This window comes from Cellulomonas sp. IC4_254, from assembly GCF_011603975.1.
Taxonomy (GTDB): domain Bacteria; phylum Actinomycetota; class Actinomycetes; order Actinomycetales; family Cellulomonadaceae; genus Cellulomonas.
On record NZ_JAANNB010000037.1, the window covers coordinates 1 to 23,977 of the forward strand.

A 23,977-nucleotide genomic window follows, 5' to 3' on the forward strand; every position below is an offset into this window, starting at 1 on the left:
ACCGGCCCCGCCCACACGCGGATCCTCGGCCTGGGCGCCGCCCGCGGCGAGAACGTCGTCCCGAACGACGACCTGGTCGGCCCGATCGACTCGTCCGACGAGTGGATCCGCCAGCGCACCGGCATGGTGACCCGCGTCCGCGCGGGCGCCGGCACCGACGTGCTCGACCTGGCCGAGACGGCCGCCCGGGAGGCGATCGCGAACGCGGGCCTGACCGGGGCGGACATCGACGCCGTGATCCTGGCGACGGTCACCTACTTCCACCAGACGCCGTCGGGCGCCGCGGTCCTCGCCGACCGGCTCGGCGCGACCCCGGCCGCCGCGTTCGACGTGTCGGCCGCCTGCGCGGGCTACTGCTACGGCATCGGCCAGGCGGACGCCCTGGTGCGCGCCGGCACCGCCCGCAACGTGCTGGTCATCGGCGCGGAGAAGATGAGCGAGTTCGTCGACCCGACGGACCGCTCCATCTCCTTCCTGCTCGGCGACGGCGCCGGCGCGGTCGTCATCGGCCCGTCGGACTTCCCCGGCATCGGCCCCACCGTGTGGGGCTCGGACGGCTCGCAGTCGCAGGCCATCCGCCAGACCCACTCGTGGCTCGACACCCGGGACAACGGCGCCGGCTGGCCGACGCTGCGCCAGGAGGGTCCGAGCGTCTTCAAGTGGGCCGTCTGGCAGATGGCCCCGGTCGCGGAGAAGGCCCTGGCCGCCGCGGGCGTCACCGCCGACCAGATCGACGCGTTCATCCCGCACCAGGCGAACATGCGGATCATCGACCAGATGATCAAGCAGCTGAAGCTGCCCGAGACCGTCGCGGTCGGCCGGGACATCGCCGACACCGGCAACACGTCGGCGGCCTCCATCCCGCTCGCGACCGAGCGCCTGTACCGCGAGGGCCAGGTGAAGAGCGGCGACCTGGCGCTCCAGATCGGCTTCGGCGCGGGCCTCGTCTACGCCGCCCAGGTGGTCGTGCTGCCCTGACGGGCCGCGGGACCGCAGTACCGTTCATCGACCGCACGACCGTCGCCGCACCTCACGGTGGGGCGCAGCACACAACCAAGGAGACACCGATGGCGCACAGCGAGCAGGAGATCCTGGCCGGCCTGGCCGAGATCGTCAGCGAGGAGACCGGCCTGCCGACCGACTCGGTCCTGCCCGAGAAGTCGTTCACGGACGACCTCGACATCGACTCCCTGTCGATGATGACGATCGTGACCCTGGCCGAGGAGAAGTTCGAGGTCCGCATCCCGGACGACGAGGTCAAGAACCTCGCGACCGTCGGCGACGCGGTGTCGTTCATCTCGAACGCCCAGGCCTGAGCCGCCCGACCGGGGTCCGCGCCGCACCGCCGCCTCGCGCGGCGTCGCCGGGAGCCGATGGCTCCCGCGGCGCGGACCCCGGTCGCGTCCCGGCACCCCCGGGGCACCCCTGAACCAGCCGCACGCACCCGAGCCACCCAGGAGCACCTCATGAGCACGCGAGTCGTCGTCACCGGCCTCGGCGCCACGACCCCGCTCGGCGGGGACGTCCCCACCACCTGGCAGGCCGCCCTGGCCGGCACGTCGGGCGCGCGCACCCTCGACAACGACTGGGCCTCGACGTACGGCCTGCCGGTCGACTTCGCCGCCACGCTCGCGGTCCGGCCGGAGGAGGTCCTCCCCCGGCCCGAGATGAAGAAGATGGACCCCTCGGCGCAGTACGCGATCATCGCGTCGCGCGAGGCGTGGTCCGACGCGGGCGCCCCCGAGGTCGACCCCGAGCGGCTCGGCGTGGTGGTGTCCTCCGGCATCGGCGGCATCTGGACCACCCTCGACGCCTGGGACACCCTGCGCGAGAAGGGCGCCCGCCGCGTCCTGCCGATGACCGTCCCCATGCTCATGCCGAACTCGCCGTCCGCGTACGTCGAGCTGGAGTTCGGCGCCCGGGCCGGGGCGCACGCCCTGGTGTCGGCCTGCGCGTCCGGCGCCGAGGCGATCGGCTACGGCGTCGAGATGATCCGCACCGGCCGCGCCGACATCGTGATCGCCGGCGGCACCGAGGCGACGATCCACCCGATGCCGATGGCCGCGTTCGCCGCGTCCCGCACGCTGTCGACCCGCACCGACGACCCCGCTCGCGCCTCGCGCCCCTACGACGTGGACCGCGACGGCTTCGTGATCGGCGAGGGCTCCGGCATCGTCGTCCTGGAGTCCGAGGAGCACGCCCGGGCCCGCGGCGCGAAGGTCTACGCGGCCGTCGCCGGCGTCGGCCTGTCCTCCGACGGCTACCACATCACGTCCCCCGAGCCGACCGGGCGCGGCCAGATCGCCGCGATGCGGATGGCCATGACGGACGCCGGCATCGGCACCGCCGACGTCAAGCACGTCAACGCGCACGCCACGTCGACCGTCGTCGGCGACCTCATCGAGGCGCGCGGCGTCCGCGAGACCCTCGGCTCCGACGCCGACCAGGTCGCGCTGTCCGCCACCAAGTCGATGACCGGCCACCTGCTGGGCGGCGCGGGCGCGCTGGAGACCGTGTTCTCGGTGCTCGCGGTGCACGACCGCCAGGCCCCGCCGACGATCAATGTCGAGAAGCCGGACCCGGAGCTCGTGCTCGACCTGGTCCGCGACACCCCGCGGGCGCTGCCCGAGGGCGACCTCGCGGTGGTGAACAACTCGTTCGGCTTCGGCGGCCACAACGTGGCCCTGGTGGTCACGAACGCCTGACACCCGGGGGCGCTGCCCCTGCGGACGCCTCGACTGGAGCGTCCTGCCCGACCCGCCTGTGCGTGTCGGGCAGGACGCTCCACTCGTCTCCCCCCGACCTCACATCCCGGGGCCCTGCGTCGTCATGCCGACGACCGGACAGGGAGAGGGGTCGCAGCCGTGCAGCACATCGTGGTCGTCGGGGGCGGGTACGCCGGGTTCTACGCCGCCTGGGGTCTGGAGAAGAGGCTCCGCCGGGGCGAGGCGCGGGTCACCGTGATCGACCCGCGCCCGTACATGACGTACCAGCCGTTCCTCCCCGAGGTGGCGTCGGGGTCCGTCGAGGCCCGGCACGCCACCGTGCCGCTGCGCCGGACCCGCGTGGTGGCCGGGGCGGTGACCCGGATCGACCACGCGGCCCGGAGGGTGACGGTGGCGCCGCGCGACGGCCGCCCCTTCGACCTCGACTACGACGTCGTCGTCGTGACCGCGGGCGCAGTGACCCGCACGCTGCCGATCCCCGGGCTGGTCGACACGGCCATCGGGCTGAAGCAGGTCGAGGAGGCGGTGGCCGTGCGCGACCACGTGCTGACGGCGTTCGACCGGGCGGCCGTCCTGCCCCCGGGGCCGGATCGGCGCCGGCTGCTGACCTTCACGTTCGTCGGCGGCGGGTTCTCCGGGGTCGAGGCGTTCGGCGAGACCCTCTCGCTGGCGACCTCGCTGCTGGCGTCGTACCCGGAGCTCGGCCCGGACGACCTCGCGTTCCACCTGGTCGAGGCCCGCGACCGGATCCTGCCCGAGGTCACCGACGGCCCCGGGGCGTGGGTCGTGCGGCACCTCCGCGGGCGCGGCGCCCGGGTGCACCTCGGCGCGCAGCTGCGGTCCGCCGAGGGCGGCCACGTGGTGCTGTCGACCGGCGAGGAGTTCGACAGCGGCCTCGTCGTCTGGACGGCCGGCAACGCCGCGAACCCGGTCGTGAGCCGGCACACCGACCTGCCCGTCACGGAGCGCGGCCTGGTCCGGGTGCGCGCCGACCTGCGCGTCGTGGACGCGGACGGCGCCGTGGTCCCCGACGCCTGGGCGGCGGGCGACGACGCGGCCGTGCCGGACCTGGCGGGGGCGCCCGGGGCGCTCACCGTCCCGAACGCGCAGCACGCCGTCCGGCAGGGCCGGCTGCTCGCCGCGAACCTCGTGGCGGCGCTGCGCGGCCGCCGCCTGCGGGACTACCTGCACCACAGCCTCGGCGTCGTCGCCACGCTGGGCCGGCACCAGGGCGTGTTCCAGTACCGCCGGCTGGTGCTCACCGGCCTGCCGGCGTGGCTCGCCCACCGGGGCTACCACGTGCTCGCCGTGCCGACCTGGGAGCGCAAGCTCCGGGTCCTGCTCGTCTGGCTCGGCGCGGCGCTCGGGGGCCGGGACATCGGCTCGCTCGGCGCCGTCGTCGACCCGCGGCGCGCGTTCGTCACCGGCGGCGACGTCCCGTCCGCGACCCGGCCCGTCGACGCGTCGGCGGCACCGCGCGGGGCGGACCGTGCCACGATCGCCGCAGCGTGACGGGCGACGGAGAGGACACGCGGACCATGACCGAGCGCGCACCCGCCGACGGCGCCGCGGCGGCCGGCGCCGGGGACGACCTCCCGGACGTGTTCGCCGAGCGCCGCCGGCTGCTCGCGGTCGGCTACCGGATGCTCGGCACGCTCGCCGAGGCGGAGGACGCCGTCCAGGAGACCTACGTCCGCTGGTACCGGATGACGGACGCGGAGCGCGCGGCCGTCCGGAACCCGCAGGGCTGGCTCACCCGGGTCATGAGCCGGGTCTGCCTCGACGTGCTCGGGTCCGCGCGGGCCCGCCGGGAGCGGTACGTCGGCGAGTGGCTCCCGGAGCCCGTCCCGGCCGACCTGTTCTCCGGCGTCGCCGGCCGCGCCCCCGCACCGGCCGACGGGGACCCGTTCGACCGGGTCTCCCTCGACGAGGAGGTGAGCACCGCGCTGCTGGTCGTGATGGAGGCCATGACGCCCGCGGAGCGCGTCGCCTTCGTGCTGCACGACGTGTTCGCCCTGCCGTTCGACGAGATCGCCGCGGTCGTCGGCCGCAGCCCGGCGGCCGTCCGGCAGCTCGCGACCGCCGCGCGGCGGCGGGTCCGGGCGCACGGCGAGCCCGGCCGCGGCACCCGCGAGCACGACGACGTGCTGGCGGCGTTCGTGGCCGCGGCCGCCGGCGGGGACCTCGCCGCGCTCACCGGGCTGCTCGACCCGTCGGTGACGCTGCGGGCGGACGGCGGCGGGGTCGTCAGCGCCGCGCGGCGGCCGGTGCTCGGCGTCGACCACGTCGCCCGGTTCCTGCTCGGCGTGCTCCGGAAGCGCCCGTCCGCGGTCCTGTCCGCCCGGCGCACCGGGGACGGCCTGGCGTTCGCCCTGGAGGACGAGGGACGGGTCCAGGCGCTGGTCAACGCCCGGGTGCGCGACGGCCGGATCACCGACCTGTGGCTGCAGGTCAACCCCGGCAAGCTCACCGCCTGGTCCGCCTGACCTCACACCGGCGCGCGCTGCGTCGTCATCCCACCGAGGCCGGCAGGGCGCCGGCCGGGAGGGATCACCATGCGGATGGTCGTCGCCGGGGGCACCGGCCACGTCGGGAGCCGGCTGACCGCCCGGCTCCGGGAGCTCGGGCACGACGTGGTCGTCGGGTCGCGGCGGGACGGGTTCGACCCGGTGACCGGCGCGGGCGTCGGGGACGCCGTGCGGGGCGCCGACGTCGTGGTCGACGTGCTCAACACCCCCGAGATGGACGCCGCGGCCGCGACGGCGTTCTTCCGCGGCACCACCGAGCGCCTGCTCGCCGCCGAGCTCAGCACCGGCGTCCGGCACCACGTGCTGCTCTCCGTCGTCGGGGCCGACCGGGCCCTCGCGAACGGGTACTACGTGGGCAAGGTCGCGCAGGAGGACGCCGTGCGGGAGGGCGAGGTCCCGTTCACGATCGTGCGGGCCACGCAGTTCCACGACTTCGTGCCGACGATCGCCGACTGGCTGACCGCGGACGGGACCGTGCGGGCGACCGGCACGCTGCTGCAGCCGGTGGCGGTCGAGGACGTCGTGACGCTGCTGGCCGAGGTGGCGCAGGGGCGGCCCGTCGGCGACACGGTGGACCTCGCGGGGCCGGAGCGCTACCGGCTCGACGACCTGCTCCGCGCCACGCTGGCCGACCGGTCGGACCCGCGCCGGGTGCTGACGGTCGACGGCGCGGCGCTCGGCGCGGAGTCCGCCGACGCGCTGGTCCCGCTCGGCGCGCACCGCCGGGGCGGGCGGGTCTACCCGGTCGCGGGCGTCCCCGTCGCCGGCGGCACGGCGGCGCCCTGACCTTCGGCCGTCGGACCCGCGACCGCTCAGTACCCGCTGAACGCGTCCGTCCGGACCCGCCGCGCGCCCGCGCGCCGGAGCAGCGCCCGCGTCCCGTCGACCATCGCCGGCGGCCCCGAGACGTACGCGTCGCGCTGCTCGAGGTCCGGCACGGCCTCCGCCAGCGCCTCGACGCTCAGCCGGTGCGCGCCCAGGTGCACCGCGCCGACCGGCAGGCTGTCCTGGCCCGGCGTCGGCGACAGCACGAGCACCCTCGCCCCGGCGGCCCGCGCGGCGTCGGCGTAGGCCAGGTCGCCGTGGTCGGTGACGGAGTGCACGAGGACGACGTCGCGCCGCTCCCCCGCCGCGGCGAGCGACGCGAGCTGCGACGCGAACGGCGTGATCCCGATGCCGCCGGCCACGAGCAGCAGCGGCCGCGCCGCGTCGTCGGGCAGCACGAAGTCGCCACCCAGGCCGGTCGCCCGGACCCGGGACCCGACCGGCAGCGCGCCGAGCGCCCGCTTGAACGTGCTCGCCCGCTCCGGGATGGTCAGCGCGACCGTCAGCTCGTCGGCGGACGGCGCCGAGGACACGCTGAACACACGCCGGGTGCCGCGGCTGTCGGGGCGTCGGTGCGGGACGGTGAGCTCGACGTACTGCCCGGGCCGGAACCGCACCGGGCGGTCGGCGCGGAACGCGAGCTCGACGGTCCGCGGCGTGAGCCGGGTCGACCGGGTCAGGGTGAGCCGCACGGCCCCGCGCTGCCCCCAGGCGAACCCGATGAGGTTGCCGACGACCAGCGCCGCCTCGGGCGTGCTGTACAGCGGACCGACGTGGTACGACACGGCCATCAGCGCGCCGACGACGGTCGCCTCGACGAGCTGCTGCCACCGGCGCGGCGGCAGGGTCAGCGGCTCGGTGAGCATGACGCCGCCGAGGAACAGGATCGGGTACGACACGAGCGCCGTCTGCACGGCCGCCCACGGCGCGGCCCCCTCGGCCACCAGCCGCACGGCGACCGCCAGCACCGCCACGGCCACGAAGGTGCCGACCAGCGCGTACCGCCGGGTCCGGACCACGATCACCAGGGTCAGCAGCGCCACCGGCACGAGCAGCCAGCGGTCCGCCACCCACCAGGTCGTGGCGTCCCAGCCGGTGAGCCCGACGAGCAGCGCCCCGGCCGCCGCGGAGTTGAGCAGGTGCCGGCCGCGCCAGGCCAGGACGTACTTGGACAGGTTGGCCAGCAGCGCGGCCAGGGCGAGCGTGCCGAGGTACCGGGCCTCGAGCGTCGGCCAGAACAGGAAGAACAGGATCAGGCCGGTGATGACCGCCGACTCGGTGTGCGGCCGGGTCCGGAACGCCAGCGCGGCACCCCAGGCGCTCGCGACGGACGCCGCGACCGCGACCGCGGCGCTCACGACCATCGCGCCCGGGTCCAGGAAGAGGACGTCGGTCGCCGCGAGCACCAGCGCGACGACCGCCAGCGCGGACAGCCCGAGCGTCAGCAGCCGGTACATCGTGACGCGGCCCAGCCGCTCGTCCAGCCACGCGAACGCGGTGACCCTCACGCGAACACCTCCCCGTCCAGGCCGAGGGACCAGCGCAGGGTCCCGTCGGCGCGCAGCACCACGTACCGGACGTCGAACCGCGACGCGACCAGGTCCGGCTCGGCGAAGAACAGCGCGGTCGCGGCGACGTCCGCCGCGAGCGCGGAGGCACCGACCGCCCAGGTCGCGAGCACGTCCGACGTCGGCGCGCCGGTCCGGGCGTCGACGACGTGGTGCAGGCCCTCGCCCCAGGCGCGCCGGTTGGTCGCCGACCCGCACAGCGCGCCGTCGGGCAGCCGGAGCACGCCGACGGCCCGGGTGGTGTCGCGCGGGTCCTCCAGGGCGACGGTGAGCGGCCCGGCGCCGAGCCCGGAGACCCGCAGGTCCCCGCCGGCGTCCACCACGTGCTCGGCGACGCCGTGGGACGCGAGCACGCCCGACACCAGGTCGACCAGGTAGCCCTTGCCGCCCGCGCCGACGTCGATCAGCGCCGGCTCGTCCAGCGTGAGCGACGCGGCGTCCCGCCGGGCGGCGGTGCGCCAGTCCGGCGCGGGTGCGGTCAGCAGGCCGCCGTCGTCGTCCCGGCGCGGGCGCAGCGTGTAGGCCGCGTCGTAGCCGAGCCCCTCCAGGGCGCGCCCGACGAGCGGGCTGACCGCCCCGTCCGTGGCCCGCGCCGCCGTGTCGTACGCGTCGAGCAGCGGCCCGGCGTCGTCGGGCAGCCGGTACGCGCCGGCACCGGACCGGGCGACCTCGGACACCCAGGAGTCGTCGCGGAACCTCGACCAGTCCCGGTCGAACCGGTCGATCCGCTCCCGCACGGCCCGCAGGACGGCGTCCGGCAGCGGCTCGGGGGTGTCGATGGTCCAGCGGGTGCCGATCGCGTCGAAGGAGGCGGTGGCCTCAGGCCGCGGCATCGGCGCGGATCTGGTCGAGCGCCGCGTTGAACCCGTCGCCCGTCAGCGACGAGCCGGAGACCTTGTCGACGGACAGCCCGGCCAGCTCCTGGCCCACGACCTCGTCGGAGATGCCCGACGCGAACTCGTCCTGGAACCGCGCCGCGTTGCCGCCGCTCGCCTCCGGGGTGACGGTCACGTCGGTGACGACGCCGTCGGCGACGCTGAGCTCGACCGAGATCGACTCCTCGCCGCCGGGCGTCGAGTACGAGCCCTCGGCGGTGTAGGTGCCGTCGGCGAACCCGTCGGTGGCCGAGCCAGCGGTGCCGTCGGTGCCGGCGCCCGCCGTCTCGTCAGCGGTGCTGCCGGAACCGGCGTCGGACTGGGTGCTGCCGGACGACTGCGCGTCGTCCTGCGTGGCCGCGTCCGCGTCGCCGCAGGCGGCCAGCGCCACGAGGACCGACAGGCCGGACATCAGGCCGAGCGTGCGGCGTCGGGTGGTGTGCGCCATGGGTCGTCCTCCCCTGGTCCCGGCTCGCGAGACCCCTTGGTTGAATCCGATCGCATCAGGTGTGACACACGACGCTAGGCACGGATCCTGGGAACGGCCTGGGAACCGGCGAGGTACCGGCTCATCATCCGGTGACCTTCCGGTCACGGCGCGCGGAGCGGCGCCGCGGGCGTCAGCCCACGCGGTGCAGCCAGCGCACGGGCGCGCCGGCGCCCGCGTACCGGAACGGCTCCAGCTCGTCGTCCCACGCCTGCCCGAGCGCGAGCGCCAGCTCCTCGCGCACGGCGCGCGCGTCGGCCTGCTCGAGCGCCGCGCGGATGCGGTCCTCGGGGACGACGACGTTGCCGTGCACGTCGGTCTGCGCGTGGAAGATGCCGAGCTCGGGCGTGTGGCTCCACCGGGCGCCGTCGCTGCCGTGGCTCGTGTCCTCGGTGACCTCGTAGCGGAGGTGGGTCCAGCCGCGCAGGGCCGACGCGAGGCGCGCGCCAGTGCCGGAGGTCCCCTGCCACGAGTGCTCGGCACGGAACATCCCCGGTGCGGCGGGCTGCTCCGTCCAGTCCAAGGACAGGCGGACGCCCAGCACGTTGCCCGCCGCCCACTCGAGGTGCGGGCAGAGCGCGCGCGGCGCGGAGTGCACGAAAAGAACACCGCGGGTGATCGCACCTGCCATGTCATCCCTCCCGGATCGGCTCGAGGTTCGCCTTCCCCAACGACCTCGTCCCACCGGACACGTGACTCCACGGCCTGCACGCGCGGCGTGCTGGGGACAGCATGCCTGATGAGGGCCGGTGCGCACCAGCGCTCCGGCCCTCATCACCTGCTCGATGCCCGGATCGTCCGGGTTCGGCGGACCCTCAGAGGGTCTCGCGGATGGCCCGCATGGCCTTCTTGCGCACGGACCGGTCCAGCCGGTCGATGTACAGGTGGCCGTCCAGGTGGTCGACCTCGTGCTGCAGGCAGCGCGCCATGAGCTCGACGCCCTCGACGACGACCTCCTTGCCGTCCAGGTCGTGGCCGACGACCCGCGCGTACCAGGCACGCCGGGTCGGGAACCACAGGTCGGGCACCGACAGGCAGCCCTCGTCGCCGTCCTGGTAGTCCTCGGACAGCTCGACGATCGTCGGGTTCAGCACGTAGCCGAGCTCGTCGTCGATGTTCCAGGAGAACGCCCGCAGGCCGACGCCGATCTGGTTCGCGGCCAGGCCCGCGCGACCCTCGTGGTCGACCGTCTCGAGCAGGTCCTCGACCAGGCCCTTCACGCGGGCGTCGATCGTGGTCACCGGCTCGCACGGGGTGCGCAGCACCGGGTCGCCCACCACGCGGATCTCTCTCATCGCCATGCCCGCGATTCTTCCATGCCACGACCGGCATCCGGGGCCCGGGCGCGCGGCGCCCGGACGCCGCCTGGTCAGCGCGCCGCAGCCGCCCGCCAGAGGTGCATCGCCGCGTACGACCGCCAGGGCGACCACGCCGCCGCCCGCTCGGCCAGCGCCCGGTGCGCCGCCGGCCTCGGCAGCCCGGATTTCAGTGCACCCGACGCCAGGGCACCCGCCACCAGCGCCACGTCGCCGGTCAGCCAGGCGTCCGGGTCGCCGAGCACCCGCATCGCCACGTACGCCGCGGTCCACGGCCCGACGCCGGGCAGCGCGACCAGCCGCGCCCGGAGCTCGGCCGGGTCCGCCCCGACGTGCGCGGGCAGCGTCCCGTCGGCCAGCGCCCCGGCGGCGGCCAGCACCGCGGCGACCTGGCGGGCGGGCAGCCGCAGCGGCCGCGCGGGGTCCGGGTCGGCACCCGGGACCGGCGCCGGGACCGCCGCGAGCACCTCCTCCGGCGTCGGGAACAGCCGGTCCAGCCCCGGGACCCCCGAGGCGTACGGCGCGCCCGCGGCGGCGGCCAGCCGCCCGAGGTGGCCGCGCGCGGCGGCGACCGAGATCTGCTGCCCCACGATCGCCCGCACGACGAGCTCGGCCGGGTCGACCGTGCCCGGCACGCGGGTGCCCGGCGTCGCGGCGACCAGCGGGGCGAGCACCGGGTCGGCGGACAGCGCCGCGTCGACGGCGGCGGGGTCGGCGTCCAGGTCCAGCAGCCGGCGCACCCGGGCCACCGCGGTGCCCACGTCGGCCAGCGAGGCGAGCTCCAGCCGCGCGGACAGCCGCCAGCCGCCGCGGTCGGGCGTCGCGACCACCTCGACCGCGCCCGGTCCGTGCGGCAGGGCGAGCGTCCGGCCGTACCGCAGCGGGCCGTCGGGCGGCAGGTCGGCGACCTCGACCCCGGCCACGGCGCGCACGGCCAGGAACCCGAGCACGCCGCGCGCGTCGAACGGCTGCCGCACGGGCAGCGCCAGGTCGAGCCGCACCTGCGGGGCACCGGCTCCCGCACCGGCGGCGGCCGGCCCGGGCCCGGCAGCCGGCGCGACCGAGGCCCCAGCCGCGTCCGCCCGCCGTGCCCGCGCCCGCAGCTCCGACGGCCGGACGGCGAACACCTCCCGGATCGTGTCGTTGAACTGGCGCACCGACCCGAACCCCGCCGCGAACGCCACGTCGGTGACCGGCAGGGCGGTGCCGACCAGCAGCGCCCGCGCCGTCTGCGCCCGCCGCGCGCGGGCCAGCGCCTGCGGTCCGGCACCGAGCTCGGCGACCAGCATCCGGTGCACGTGCCGCGGGGTGTACCCGAGCTCGGCGGCGAGCGCGTCCACCCCGCCCCGGTCCAGCAGCCCGTCGCCGATCAGCCGCATCGCCCGGCCGACCGCGTCCCGGCGCAGGTCCCACTCCGGCGTGCCGGGCGTCGCCTCGGGCAGGCAGCGCTTGCAGGCGCGGTAGCCGGCCTCGTGCGCGGCGGCGGAGGTCCGGTAGAAGGTCACGTGCTCCCGCCGCGGGGTGCGCGCGGGGCAGGACGGCCGGCAGTAGATGCCCGTCGACGACACCGCGGTGACGAACTGGCCGTCGAACCGGGTGTCCCGGGCGTCGATCGCCCGGTACCGCTCCTCGAAGCCCGGGTCGCCGGGGGCGTGCCGCGCGTGCGGCGCGGGAGCCGCGACGGCGGCCGGGACGGCGGTGAGCGCGTCGGCGGGGGGCGCGTCGGCGGGGGGCGCGTCGGCGGGGCTGGTCATGGGTCCAGTGCACCGCGCCGGGTCCGGGGAGTCCAGCGGCGATCGGACATGGCCGTGGCCGCCCGGCGGGCTGTGACGCGCGAGACGCCCGCCCCGCGTGACGCGGAGCGCGGAGCGTCCTATCTTTGTACTGACCAGTCAGTGCGAATGGATCAGAGGCGACAGTGTCTTCGGAGCACATCCCGACCCGCGAGGCCGAGCAGCAGCACGTCGAGCAGCAGCACGTCGAGCAGCAGCACGTCGAGCAGCAGCACGTCGAGCAGCAGCACGTCGAGCAGCAGCACGTCGAGCAGCCCGAGGCCGACGCCGCGGCCGAGCCCACCCCGCCGCCGCCCGCCGTGCGCGCCCGCGGCCTCGTGCTCACGGGCACCCGCGGCCCCGTCTACGGCCCCGTCGACCTCGACCTGCCGACCGGCGTGCTCACCGTCGTCCAGGGCCCGCAGGGCGCGGGGCGCTCCAGCCTGCTGCTGACGCTCGCCGGCCGGATGGTCCCCGACCGCGGCTCCGACCTCACCGTCCTGGGCGAGGACCTGCCCCGGCGCCGCGGGGCCGTGCAGCGCCGGGCCGCCGTGGCGGGCTTCGCCGGGGTCGACGAGCTCGACGACTCCGTGACGGTCGGCGACGTCACCCGCGAGCGGCTGGCCTGGCTGTCCCCCTGGTACCGCTGGACCGGCCGCGTGTCCCAGGAGCGGTTCGCCGCCCTGGCCGCGCCGGTGTTCGGCGACCGCCCGCTCCCCCGGGTGCAGACCGTGATCTGGGACCTCGACGAGGTGGACGCGATGCTGCTGCGCGTCACGCTCGCCCTGGCCCAGGAGCCCGACCTGCTGGTCGTGGACGACATCGACCAGGTGCACGACTCCGGCCGCCGGCAGACGGTCTGGACCCGGCTCGAGGCGGTCGCCGCCGCCGGCACCACCGTGATCGCGTCGGTCGCCTCGCTGGACGAGGTGGCCCGGATGCACTGGTGGACCACCCCCGAGGTCGTGAACCTCGCCACCGGCCCGCACGCCGTGCCCGCCGCCTGAACCCGCCCCCGCTTCTTCCCCCGAGGTCTCCCGATGCTCTCCTCCCTGTCGACCGGCACCGAGCTGCGCCGGTTCCGCCGCGGCCTGCTGCCGAAGCTCGCCGTCGTCGCGATGCTCGCCATCCCGCTGCTGTACGGCGCGCTCTACCTGTGGGCGTACTGGGACCCGACCGGCAACCTCGACCGGCTGCCCGTCGCCCTGGTGAACGCCGACACGGGCGCCACCCGCGACGGCGAGCCGCTGCGCGCCGGCGACGACGTCGTGGACGAGCTGCTGGACTCGGACGCCCTCGACTGGCGCCAGGTCGACGCCGAGGACGCCGCCGCCGGCGTCACGGACGGCACGTACTACTTCGCGGTCACGCTGCCCGCCGACTTCTCGACCGACATCGCGTCGATCGGCGGCGACACCCCGACCGCGGCGGAGATCGACGTCACCTACAACGACGCCAACTCCTACCTCGCCTCGACCCTCGGCCGCAGCGCCATGACGCAGATCCGCGCCGCGGTGTCCGCCACCATCGGCGAGCAGGCCGCGGACCAGGTGCTCGTCGGCCTCGGTTCGGCGCGCGACGGCTTCGCGCAGGCGTCCGACGGCGCGCTCACCCTCACCGCCGCGAGCGGCGACCTGTCGACCGGCGCGCACCAGGTGGCCGACGGCGCGACCTCCGCCGCGGACGGCGCGGCCACGCTGGCCTCCGGGGCTGCCGACCTCGCGAGCGGCGCTGGCCGGCTCGACTCCGGCGCGTCGACGCTGGCGACCGGCGCCGGCACGCTGTCCTCGGGCGCGAGCGCGGCGGCGGCGGGCGCGGCGGACCTGGTCGACGGCGCGCGGCGACTGGCCGCCGGGGCGTCCGACGCCTCGGCGAAGTCCGGGATGCTGGCCGCCGGCGCGCAGGACCTGAGCGACGGGGTCGACCAGGCCGCCGCCACCCTCGGCCGGCTCTCCGGCGCGAGCACCGGCCTCGGGTCCGTGGCCGCGCAGCTCACCGCGCTCGCGCAGGAGCAGGCCGCCGCGGGAGACACCGACGCCGCGCAGCGGATCGGCGCGCAGCTCCAGGCGATGCAGCAGACGCTCACGGACCTCGGCCTGCCGACGACCGCCGACGGGCAGCAGCAGGCGGCGGCCGACCTCCAGCGGCTCGTCACCGGCGCGCACGACCTCCGCGACGGCTCGGCCGCGCTGTCGACGGGCCTGGGCACCCTGTCCTCGTCGTCGGCGGAGCTCGCGTCCGGCGCCGGCACGCTCGCCTCCGGCACCGCGCAGGTCGCGGCCGGGGCGTCCGACCTCGCGGGCGGCGCCGGCACGCTGGCCTCCGGGGCGGGCGACCTGGACTCCGGCGCGCACACGCTCGCCTCGGGGGCCGCGGACCTCGCGTCCGGCACCAGCACCCTCGCGTCCGGCGCGACCCAGGTCGCCGACGGCTCCGACCAGCTCGGCGACGGCAGCCAGGAGCTCGCGGACAAGCTCGCCGACGGCGCGGCGCAGATCCCCGACGACTCCGACGCGACCCGCTCCGACCGCGCGAGCGCGCTCAGCACCCCGGTCGGGCTGTCGAGCACCGACGTCGCCGCGGCCGACGGCTACGGCGAGGGCTTCGCGCCGTTCTTCGTGCCGCTGGCGCTGTTCGTCGGCGGGCTGATCACCTGGCTGCTGCTGCGCCCGCTGCCGCCCCGCGGCCTCGCGACGCCGGCCCGCGGCTGGCGGATCGCGCTCGCCGGCTACCTCCCGGCGCTGGCGATCGGCGTCGGCCAGGTCGTGATCCTGCTGACCGTCGTGCACTTCGGCCTCGGCCTCGGCTGGTCCACGGCCCTCGGCACGGCCGCGTTCACCGTCCTGGTCGCCGGCGCCTTCCTCGCGGTGCAGCAGATGCTCATCGCGGTGCTCGGCGCCGCGGCGGGCAAGGTGGCGATCATCGCGCTGCTCATGCTGCAGCTCACCGCGGCCTCCGGCACCTACCCGGTCGAGACGACGCCGGCGTTCTTCCGGGCGCTGCACCCGGCGCTGCCGATGACGTACGCGGTCACCGGCCTGCGGGAGCTCACGACCGGCGGCACCGACGCGCGGCTGTGGACGTCGGTGGCGGCTCTGGCGGCGTTCCTGCTCGGCTCGCTCGCGATCACCTCGTGGCGTGCGGCCCGGCAGCGCACGTGGACGCTGTCCCGTCTGCACCCCGCCCTGTCGATCTGAGAGGCTGGGTGCCATGCCAGCCGCCGCCGACGCCGTCCCCGCGCCCCCCGGCGCCGTCGACTCCCCCGCCTCCGGCCGCCGCGACACCCGCCGGGCCATCATCACGGCGACCGTCGCGCTGATCGCGGACCGCGGGTTCTCCGCCACCTCGGTCGACGACATCGCCGACCGCGCGGGGGTCGCGAAGGGCAGCGTCTACTACAACTTCGGGTCCAAGGGCGCGCTGTTCGAGACGGTGCTCACCGAGGGGCAGCGGGCGCTGACCACCGCGCTGCGGGCCGCCGCCGAGGGGCGCGAGGGCCGCGACGCGGTCGGCGCGCTGGTGCACGAGCTGCTCGCGCAGATCCAGGGCCACCCGGACTTCGCGAAGGTGCTCGTCGCCGAGGTGTTCCGCACCGGACGGGACTGGCAGGACTCGATCCGCCAGGTCCGCGACGAGGCGTTCGCGGTGTTCGCCGAGGTCGTGGCGGCGTCGTGGCCGCACCGGGACCCGTCGCTGACGGCCGCGGCGATGTTCGGGGCGACGCTGGTCGCCGGGCTCGAGTGGCTGGCGTTCCAGCCCGACCGACCGGTGGCGGACGTCCGGCGCGCGGTCCTGGCGACGGTCCTCGACCCGCTCTGACCGCGCCGGCCGCGCGTCGACGGCGCGGGGCGCGCGCCGACGGCGCCGGGACGCGCGCCGACGGCGCCGGGACGCGGAACGGGCCCCCGAGCGTGTGCTCGGGGGCCCGTTCGCGATGCTGCGGGGTGCTGCGCCTCAGAGGCGGCCGGCCTGCTGCGGCACGCCGCCGAGCAGCTCCATGACCTCGGACTCGAGGAACCGGCGGTGGCCGCCGAGGGTGCGGACGGCGGACAGCTTGCCGGCCTGGGCCCAGCGGGTGACCGTCTTCGGGTCGACCCGGAACATGACCGCGACCTCACCCGGGGTGAGCAGCGAGGCGGAGGCCTGCGTCGGGATCTGGGCCTCGAGGGGGTACGTCATGGTGACTCCTAGTCGGTTCGGTAGCCCGGCTGTCCCCTTGGGACCCGTGGCTTTGCGTCCCCGCCTTGCAGCGGGTTTGCCGTTGTCGCTCAACGAGGAGAACTATACAGAAATCGGACAGATCGGCAAGTACCACCCGAGAGCGGACAGAATCGCAGGTCAGCGGTGTGCGCGCTCACATGCCGGACGGGCGACGACCGCTGCGCGGCTACCAGCGACCGCCCGACGCCGCCACCGGGATCAGCCCTCCGGGCGGTGGCACCACCCGTCCGGCCGTGTCCCGCGGACGGCGCGTCACCCGGAACGGCTAGCCCGCCGTCCCGTCCGCCGGATCCGCCGTCCCGTCCGCCGGGCCCGCCGTCCCGTCCGCCGGGTCCGCCAGGCCGCCCGCCGGGTCCGCCAGCCCGCCCGCTGGGTCCGCCGGCCCGCCCGCCGGTCCCGCGGTGCCGGCGGCGGACCCCTCGCCCGCTCCCGCGCCGCCCGTCGGGTCGAACCGGTACCCCATCCCGGGCTCCGTCAGCAGGTACCGCGGCGCCGCCGGGTCCGGCTCGAGCTTCTTGCGCAGCTGCGACAGGTACAGGCGCAGGTACCCGGTGTCGGTGATGTGCTCGGAGCCCCAGATGTCCGACAGCAGCGTCTGCCGGGTGACCAGCCGCCCGGCGTTGCGCACCAGCACCTCGAGGATCCGCCACTCGGTCGGGGTCAGCCGCACAGGCTCGGGCGGGGTGCCGTCCCGGGTGACCGTCGTCGCGGTGAGGTCCACCGTCACATCCCCGATCCGCACCAGCGGCTCGGCGTCCGGCCCGCCCGACGCGCGCCGGGTCAGCGCCCGGATGCGGGCCAGCAGCTCGTCGACGCCGAACGGCTTGGTCACGTAGTCGTCGGCGCCCGCGTCCAGCGCCTCGACCTTGTCCGCGGAGCCCGTGCGCCCGGAGAGCACCAGGACGGGCGCGCTCGTCCAGCCGCGCAGGCCCTGGATCACCTCCACGCCGTCGAGGTGCGGCATGCCGAGGTCGATGAGGTACAGGTCCGGCTTGTGCTCGATCGCCTGGTTCAGCGCCGACACCCCGTCGGTGGCGACGAGGATCTCGTAGCCGCGTGCCCGCAGGGTGATGCGCAGGGCGCGCAGGATCTGCGGGTCATCGTCCGCGATGAGGATCTTCACGCCGTGCGCTCCCCCGGGTCGGGCGCGGCACCGGCCTGGCGCAGCGCGATCACCATGGTCAGCCCGCCGCCGGGAGTGTCCTCCGGCCCGAGCGTGCCGCCCATCCCCTCCGTGAACCCGCGGGACAGCGCGAGGCCGAGCCCGAGCCCGGTCGCGTTGTCCGTGTCGCCGAGCCGCTGGAACGGGACGAACAGGTCCGCCCGCCGGTCCGCCGGCACGCCGGGCCCGTGGTCGACGACGCGGATCTCCACCCGGTCGGCGAACGCGCTCGTCCGCACCTGCACCGGCACGCCCGCGGGGCTCGCGTGCACGGCGTTGGCGAGGACGTTGACGATCACCCGGCGCAGCAGCGCCGGGTCGGCCTGCACGGGCGGCAGCGCCGGGTCCAGCTCCAGGTGCACGGCGTCGGGGCCGAGGTGCAGCTCGTCGAGCGCGGGCAGGATCACGTCGTCCACGTCGGTCGGCCGGACGGACACGCCCAGCACCCCCGCCTGGAGGCGGCTGACGTCGAGCAGGTCGGTGACGAGGCCGGTCAGCGTGGCCAGGCTCTCGTCCGCGGTGGCGAGCAGCTCCTCGCGGTCGGCCGGCGACCAGTCCACGTCGTGCGACCGCAGGCTGCCGACCGCGGTGGTGGCGGCCGTGAGGGGCCGGCGCAGGTCGTGGCTGACGGCGGACAGCAGCGCGCTGCGCACCTGGTCGGTCTCCCGCAGCGGGCCGATGGCGTCGGCGGTGCGGCTGAGCCGCTGGTGCTCCAGCGCGGCGGCCACCTGGGCGACCACGACACCCAGCAGCCGGTTGTCGGCGCCGTCGACCTCCGGGGCCTCGGCGTCGGCGCCGCGCGGCACCCCGTCGCCCCGGTCCAGGTCGAGGACCGTGTGCTCGTCCACCGGGACGTGCGGCGACCCGGGCCGGACGGTGCCCGACTCCGCGAGCACCTCGTCGCCGGACCGCAGCCGCACCCCCGCCAGGCCGAACGCCTCGCGCGCCCGCTCGATCAGCGCGGCGAGCGCGTCCTGGCCCCGCAGCACGCCGCCCGCGACGGTTGCGAGCAGCTCGGACTCCGCCCGCGCCCGGTGTGCGGCGCGGGTGCGCCGTGCCGCGAGGTCCACCACCGCGGCGACCAGCGCCCCGTTGACCACGTACAGCGCCAGCGCGAGGGCGTGCACCGGCTCGCTCACGGTGATGGTGTGCGTCGGCGCCACGAACAGGTAGTTCAGCGTCATCCCGGACAGCAGCGCGGTGAGCAGCGCCGGCCACAGCCCGCCGACCAGGGCGATCACCACCACGAGCAGCTGGTACGCCAGCACGTCGCTGGCCAGCGAGTCGACGCTCCGCGCGGCGACGAGCCACCAGGTGAGCAGCGGGCCGAGCACCAGGCAGAGCGCGAACCCCAGCAGCCGCCGCCGCACGGTGAGGGCGCCCGTGACCCGGGGCAGCGGCAGCCGCTCCCCGGCGGCCGCCGCGTGGTTGACGAGGTGCACGTCGATCGGGCCGGCCCGGCGGATGACGGTCGCGCCGATGCCCGGGCCGGTGAGCGCCGCCCTCAGCCAGCCCCGGCGGCTCAGCCCGACGACCAGCTGCGTCGCGTCCTGGGCGCGCGCGAACTCGACCAGGGCGGTCGGCACGTCCTCCCCCACCACCTGGTGGTAGGTGCCGCCGAGCTGCTCGGCCAGCGCGGCCTGCGCGGCGAGCGCGCCGGGGTCGGAGTCCCGGAGCCCGGTCTGGGCGCTGACGTGCACGGCGAGCAGCTCGCCGCCGGACGACCGGGCCGCGATCCGGGCGCCACGACGCAGCAGCGTCTCCCCCTCCGGCCCGCCGGTCAGCGCGACGACGACGCGCTCGCGCGCCTCCCACGGGGCCTCGATGGCGTGCTCGGCGCGGTAGGAGCGCAGCGCGGAGTCCACCTCGTCCGCGAGCCACAGCAGCGCGAGCTCGCGCAGCGCCGTGAGGTTGCCCAGCCGGAAGTAGTTCGACAGCGCCGCGTCCACGCGCTCGGCCGGGTAGACGTCGCCCTGGGCCAGCCGGTCGCGGAGCGACTGGGGTGCGAGGTCGACGAGCTCGATCTGGTCCGCCGCGCGGAGCACCGCGTCCGGGACCGTCTCCCGCTGCGGGACGCCGGTGATCGTGCGGACGACGTCGTTCAGCGACGCGATGTGCTGGATGTTGACGGTCGTGAGCACGTCGATGCCCGCCTCCAGCAGCACCGCCACGTCCTGCCATCGCTTGTCGTGCCGGGAGCCCGGGGCGTTGGTGTGCGCGTACTCGTCCACCAGCGCGACCTGGGGCCGCCGGGCGAGCACCGCGTCGACGTCGAGCTCGGTGAGCGCGACGCCCCGGTGCTCGACGCGGGCGCGCGGCACGACCTCCAGCCCCTCGACCAGCGCCGCCGTGGCAGCGCGGCCGTGCGTCTCGACGACCGCGACGACCACGTCCCGCCCGGCGGCCCGCAGGTCGCGGCCCGCCTCGAGCATGGCGTAGGTCTTGCCCACGCCGGGCGCCGCCCCGAGCAGCACGCGCAGCCGGCCCCGGGTCATCCGCCTCACCCCTCCTGGTCGTCGAGGGCGAGGTCCGTGGCGCGGCGGTCGTCGCGCCACGGGGTGCTCCAGGTCCCTGCCGCGATCGTAGCCCGGCGGGTGCGGTGACCTGCGGGTCGGCACCGGCGGTGGGTCGGCGCCGGGGTGGCACGGCAGCGGGTCGGCACCGGGCCCGGGACCAGGCCCGCGGCAGGTCGGCACCGCAGGGCGCCGGCACCGGGGGGCGACGCCCGCGGCGCGCGTCCCGCGCACGCCGCGGGCGCCGGCTCACGGCGCGGGCCACCCGTCGTCGGCATCGGTCGCGTCGAGCGCCCGGCGCAGCCGCGCCCGGAGGACCACCGCGGTCACGCCACCGGCGACCAGCAGCGCCGCGACCCCGCCGAGCACGGCGGCGGCCCCGCCCGTGGCGGCGAGCGGCCGGTCCGGGGCGCCCGGCTCGGCTGCCGCGTCCGGGGCCGGCTCCGCGACGGTGAGCGTCTCGGCCGGGTCGCCGCACTCGCCGGCCGACAGCAGCTCGCCGTCGGCGCCGGTGGTCCGCTCGACGTACCCGTAGGTGCCGGGCGCGGTCGTGGGGTACCGGCCGGTGACGTACTCGCCGGCGCCGTCCGTCAGCGGGATCGGCGCGGACGTCCACACCGGGTCGGCGCAGTCGAGCGGCTCGCCCTCGGGCGCGTGGTAGAGGTCGACCACGGTGGTCGCGCCCGCCGGCACGGTGCCGCTGACCAGCACGACGTCCCAGAGCTCGTCGCCGGTGACCGGGCCGGCGCCCTCGTGCCCGGACGCCGACGAGCGGGCCTCGGTGCGGATAGCCAGGTCGTGCGTCACGAGCGTCGTCTCGGAGGGCAGCCCGCAGACGCCGGTGTGCCGGACGGTGCCGTCCTCCGCGAGCAGCGTCTCCACCCAGTACACGGCGCCGGCGCTGTCGGGCGCCGCCGTGCTTCCCGACTCGTACAGCCCGGCGCCGGCGACGGGCACCGCCTCGGACGTCCACAGCAGCGTCTCCTCGTCGCACACCGGCTCGGCCGCCGGGTCCTGCGGCCCGTAGGCCCGGAACACGAGGTGGTCGCCCGGGTCGGTCGCCCCGGTGACCAGGGCGACGTCGTGGATCGGCGCGCCGATCGTGGCAGTGGCCTGCGCCTTGGTGACGACGGAGGGCGGCACCACGACGTCCGGCGGGCCCGGCACGTAGAACACCTCGCGCACGTCGTCGAACGGGCTGACGAACGCCTCGACCCGGTCGTCGCCGTCGAACGCGTAGACGAAGACGAAGTAGTCGCCGCCGGGGTGGGTGGCGCGCAGCGGCGCGAGGACCGGGTGCGCGTCGTCGTACCCGACCTCGAACGTCCCGTTCACCGCCGCGAGCGTGTCGGTCCAGTGCACTGGCGCGTCGGCGGGCACGTCCGGGCCGGCGGGCGGCGCCGGGAGCGGCCCGTACACCGTGACCGTCGCCTCGCCGAGGTCCGCCGCCCAGCCGCCGAGCCCGCCGAACTGCCCGTGGTCGTCGGGGTAGCCGCTGACCGTGATCCGGTCGAACGCCCGGCCGCCCGGCACGACGTTGTACTCGCGGACCTGCGACTCGTGCACGAGGTCGAACCGGTCGACCGCCGTCTCCACCTCCTCGAACCACGGCGCCGCGAAGTCCTCGCGGACGTACGGCGCGAACGGGCCGGCGTCGGCCTTCCGGATGGTGACGACCGCCGTGTAGAACCCGGGGCCGGTCGCGTGCACGGCGCCCGCCGTGGTGACGGTGCCGGGTCCGTCGGCGACGACGCGCTCCACGCCGGCGACGGGGGCGCCCGGCGGGGGCTGCGCGGCCTGGGGCTGGGGCTGGTCGTACGGCCCGTACCAGGTGACGTCGGCGGGCAGCGCGACCGGGACGCCGTCGAGCTCCACCCACTCGTCGCCGGGCGCCGCGGCGAACGTGACGACGTCGACCAGGGGGTCGCCGTCGCCGACCACGACGTCCCGGACGGTCGTCGTGGCCTGCGGCCGGAAGTCGTGCACCACCTCGAACGGCTCCCCGGGGACGGTGATCTCGTCCGGGTCGTGCCCGGGGCGGTTGCCGTAGGTCAGCTGGTCCTGCCGGTTCCCGTCGACCGTGAGGATCGTGACCGTGGTGCGCCAGGCGTCCGGGAACCGGATCTCGTAGGTGACGGTGCCGCTGCCGGTCGCCGTCCAGCCGAGGCTGATCGGCGCGGCGGTCGTGGTGCCCGAGTAGGTGCGCGTCCCGGTGGCGTCCAGCGTCGCCGGGCCGGTCAGGGTGACCGTGAAGGGCGCGCCGACGACCGGCTGCCCGGCGGCCGAGCGCAGGCCGATGCCGCGGATCTCGCCGGTGCGCCGCCCGGCGCCCGCCACCGCGCCGGGCTCACCGGTCCACGGGCCCGCCTCGGCGGCGGCCTGCGCCATGATCTGCGCCGCCCGGTCCTTGACCGCCTGCGGCGTCGCCGCCGTGAGCAGCGCCCGCACGACGTCCACGTCACCGCCCGCCATGGTCCCGGGCCGCTGGTGCCGCTGGTGGACCTCGTAGCCGAGCGCCGCCTGGGTCAGGTCGTCAGTGGACCAGCGGTGCCGCGCGAGCGCGGCCGCGAGCTGCGGGTCCGCCGCGTGCGTGGTGCCCCGGACGGTGTCGGCCGACCCCGAGGCGGTGACCCGCGCCTGGACGCAGTAGCCGTGCTCGTCGGACCCGGCCGGCCCGTCGAGCGGGCCGAGCTGGACGGGGCCGTAGCCGGCGGGGGTGATGCTGAGGCCCGCGGCCGGGGCGGTCGCGGCCGCGGTGGGCGGCTCGGGGGCGAGCAGCAGGGCTGCGCCCGCACCCACCGCGAGGGCGGCCGCCAGCAGCGCCGAGGTGGCGCGGCGGGCGTGCCAAGATGGCCGTGCTTGCATGTCAGGTCTCCTGAGGAACTGTCGAGCGGGCACGAGGGTCCGGTGTGCCAGCACCGGGCCCTCTCCGCTGGGTGGTCGTGTCGTGCGGCTGGCTGCGCGTCGTCCGGGTCGGGTCAGAGGCGGCTCCCGGCGCGGTCGGCGGTCATCCGAGGTCCCAGACGTTGCCGTGGTTGTCCCCGCCCCAGCCGCCGCCCTCGGTCTCCACGACGACGGTCCAGCCGTCCGGCACCGGGTCGCCCGGGAACCACCCGGAGCCCCAGCCGTCGTAGCGGCCGGAGCCGGTGCCGGCGGTGCCGGAGCTGCTGCCGGACGACGCACGCCCCGAGGAGGCGGGACCGCTCGTCGCCCGCGGCGCCCGCGACGCGCCGCCGCCCGCCGACTGCGTGGCCCGCGCGGCGGCCCGCTCCGCGGCGGCACGGTCCTGCTCGGCCTGCCACGCCTCCTGCGCGGCGCCGACCTCCGCGCGCGCCACGGCGAGCCGGTCGACCAGGCCCTCCGCGACCGCGGCCGCCTCGGCGAGCGCGTCGGTGCCGGTCGGCGCCGGGGCGTCGCGGACGGCGGACGCCTCGGCGACCACCTCGGCGAGCGCGACCCGCGGGCCGTCGTCCAGGACGTGCCCCTCCGAGGACGCGAGCAGCGCGGCCGACTCCTCCACGGCCGCCGACAGCCGGGCCGCGGACCCGGCGTGCGCCGCGAGCGCGCGCTCGTGCTCCCAGGCCGCGCGGGCGTCGCGGACGGCCTGGGTGGCGTCGACGATCCGGGCGGTGCGGGCGGCCGCCGCGTCCGCCCGCTCGTGCGCGAGAGTCGTCGCCCGGGGCCTCGGGGTGCCGGGCGTCACGTCGGTCCGGGGCAGGTCCACCAGCAGCGCGGCGAGGTCGCGCCGTACGGCGTTGTCGGCCACCCGGCCCGCCGAGGCGGCGAGCACCTCCCGCGCGTCGGCGCGCGCCGCCCCCAGGTCGCGGGACGCGGTGTCGAGCGCCGCCCCGGCCTGGGCGAGCGCCGCCGCCACGCCCGCCTCGGCACGGCGCTGCGCGCTCCACCCGGTGCCGATCAGGGCGGTGACCAGCGCGACCGCGGCGACCCGCAGCACCCACCGGCGGGAGCGGACGCGGACCTCGT

Annotated in this window: 18 protein-coding genes, 2 pseudogenes and 1 riboswitch; of the genes and pseudogenes, 9 read left to right on the forward strand and 11 right to left on the reverse strand. The window is 76.7% G+C overall.

The window, feature by feature from the left end:
- From G6556_RS05925 to G6556_RS05950, 6 genes are all read left to right on the forward strand, one after another.
- Nucleotides 1-978 (forward strand): beta-ketoacyl-ACP synthase III (locus tag G6556_RS05925; RefSeq protein WP_166939435.1); only part of this gene is annotated, 978 nt, incomplete at its 5' end.
- Between the two features lie 89 nt (nt 979-1,067).
- Nucleotides 1,068-1,316 (forward strand): acyl carrier protein, encoded by a 249-nt coding sequence (locus G6556_RS05930; protein WP_146838928.1) that lies wholly within the window; start codon nt 1,068-1,070, stop codon nt 1,314-1,316.
- Nucleotides 1,317-1,466: 150 nt separating this feature from the next.
- The gene (locus tag G6556_RS05935) at nt 1,467-2,705 is read left to right on the forward strand and encodes a beta-ketoacyl-[acyl-carrier-protein] synthase family protein (protein ID WP_166939437.1); all 1,239 of its coding nucleotides are present in this window, start codon (nt 1,467-1,469) and stop codon (nt 2,703-2,705) included.
- A 159-nt stretch (nt 2,706-2,864) separates the two neighbouring features.
- Complete coding sequence (locus G6556_RS05940) at nt 2,865-4,238, forward strand: FAD-dependent oxidoreductase (protein ID WP_166939439.1); 1,374 nt, start codon at nt 2,865-2,867, stop codon at nt 4,236-4,238.
- 26 nt (nt 4,239-4,264) lie between these two features.
- Nucleotides 4,265-5,212 (forward strand): RNA polymerase sigma factor SigJ, encoded by a 948-nt coding sequence (gene sigJ / locus G6556_RS05945; protein WP_166939441.1) that lies wholly within the window; start codon nt 4,265-4,267, stop codon nt 5,210-5,212.
- Nucleotides 5,213-5,287: 75 nt separating this feature from the next.
- On the forward strand, nt 5,288-6,040 hold the full coding sequence (locus tag G6556_RS05950) for an NAD(P)H-binding protein (RefSeq protein ID WP_205693094.1): 753 nt from the start codon (nt 5,288-5,290) through the stop codon (nt 6,038-6,040).
- A 26-nt stretch (nt 6,041-6,066) separates the two neighbouring features.
- Here G6556_RS05950 and G6556_RS20150 read toward each other — a convergent pair whose 3' ends face one another.
- The 6 genes from G6556_RS20150 to G6556_RS05980 all read right to left on the reverse strand — a co-directional run bounded on the left by G6556_RS20150 (nt 6,067) and on the right by G6556_RS05980 (nt 12,079).
- Nucleotides 6,067-7,587: an FAD-dependent oxidoreductase gene (locus G6556_RS20150; RefSeq protein ID WP_166939444.1), complete on the reverse strand. Its 1,521-nt coding sequence runs from the start codon at nt 7,585-7,587 to the stop codon at nt 6,067-6,069.
- Nucleotides 7,584-8,480, reverse strand: coding sequence for an FAD:protein FMN transferase (locus G6556_RS05960; RefSeq protein ID WP_166939446.1), 897 nt, complete (start codon nt 8,478-8,480; stop codon nt 7,584-7,586). The genes G6556_RS20150 and G6556_RS05960 overlap by 4 nt, the downstream gene beginning before the upstream one ends.
- Entirely contained in the window at nt 8,467-8,970 is a 504-nt protein-coding gene (locus G6556_RS05965; protein WP_166939448.1) for an FMN-binding protein, read from the reverse strand. Before G6556_RS05965 ends, G6556_RS05960 begins: the two co-directional genes overlap by 14 nt.
- 172 nt (nt 8,971-9,142) lie before the next feature.
- On the reverse strand, nt 9,143-9,640 hold the full coding sequence (locus tag G6556_RS05970) for a DUF3145 domain-containing protein (protein ID WP_166939450.1): 498 nt from the start codon (nt 9,638-9,640) through the stop codon (nt 9,143-9,145).
- A gap of 184 nt (nt 9,641-9,824) precedes the next feature.
- Complete coding sequence (def, locus tag G6556_RS05975) at nt 9,825-10,310, reverse strand: peptide deformylase (protein WP_166939452.1); 486 nt, start codon at nt 10,308-10,310, stop codon at nt 9,825-9,827.
- A gap of 68 nt (nt 10,311-10,378) precedes the next feature.
- On the reverse strand, nt 10,379-12,079 hold the full coding sequence (locus tag G6556_RS05980) for an AlkA N-terminal domain-containing protein (protein WP_166939454.1): 1,701 nt from the start codon (nt 12,077-12,079) through the stop codon (nt 10,379-10,381).
- A gap of 164 nt (nt 12,080-12,243) precedes the next feature.
- On the opposite strand from G6556_RS05980, the gene G6556_RS05985 reads away from it, so the two are divergent.
- From G6556_RS05985 to G6556_RS05995, 3 genes are read left to right on the forward strand one after another with little or no spacing between them, the layout of a single operon-like run.
- Complete coding sequence (locus G6556_RS05985) at nt 12,244-13,104, forward strand: ATP-binding cassette domain-containing protein (protein WP_205693095.1); 861 nt, start codon at nt 12,244-12,246, stop codon at nt 13,102-13,104.
- Between the two features lie 33 nt (nt 13,105-13,137).
- Entirely contained in the window at nt 13,138-15,294 is a 2,157-nt protein-coding gene (locus G6556_RS05990; RefSeq protein ID WP_166939456.1) for a YhgE/Pip domain-containing protein, read from the forward strand.
- Between the two features lie 13 nt (nt 15,295-15,307).
- Nucleotides 15,308-15,916, forward strand: coding sequence for a TetR/AcrR family transcriptional regulator (locus tag G6556_RS05995; protein WP_166939458.1), 609 nt, complete (start codon nt 15,308-15,310; stop codon nt 15,914-15,916).
- Nucleotides 15,917-16,051: 135 nt separating this feature from the next.
- On the opposite strand, the gene G6556_RS06000 is transcribed toward G6556_RS05995, so the two are convergent.
- The 5 genes and pseudogenes from G6556_RS06000 to G6556_RS06020 form a co-directional block, all read right to left on the reverse strand.
- The gene (locus G6556_RS06000; protein ID WP_147796295.1) at nt 16,052-16,276 is read right to left on the reverse strand and encodes a BldC family transcriptional regulator; all 225 of its coding nucleotides are present in this window, start codon (nt 16,274-16,276) and stop codon (nt 16,052-16,054) included.
- Nucleotides 16,277-16,292: 16 nt separating this feature from the next.
- A riboswitch (cyclic di-GMP riboswitch) is annotated at nt 16,293-16,367 on the reverse strand.
- Nucleotides 16,368-16,766: 399 nt separating this feature from the next.
- Nucleotides 16,767-17,441: pseudogene (locus tag G6556_RS06005) on the reverse strand (response regulator); the annotation flags it as partial.
- Nucleotides 17,438-19,975: a DUF4118 domain-containing protein gene (locus tag G6556_RS06010; protein WP_166939462.1), complete on the reverse strand. Its 2,538-nt coding sequence runs from the start codon at nt 19,973-19,975 to the stop codon at nt 17,438-17,440. The gene G6556_RS06010 and the pseudogene G6556_RS06005, both read right to left, overlap by 4 nt.
- A gap of 267 nt (nt 19,976-20,242) precedes the next feature.
- Nucleotides 20,243-22,858, reverse strand: coding sequence for a hypothetical protein (locus G6556_RS06015; protein WP_166939464.1), 2,616 nt, complete (start codon nt 22,856-22,858; stop codon nt 20,243-20,245).
- Nucleotides 22,859-23,000: 142 nt separating this feature from the next.
- Nucleotides 23,001-23,977 (reverse strand): annotated as a pseudogene (locus tag G6556_RS06020) (hypothetical protein); the annotation flags it as partial.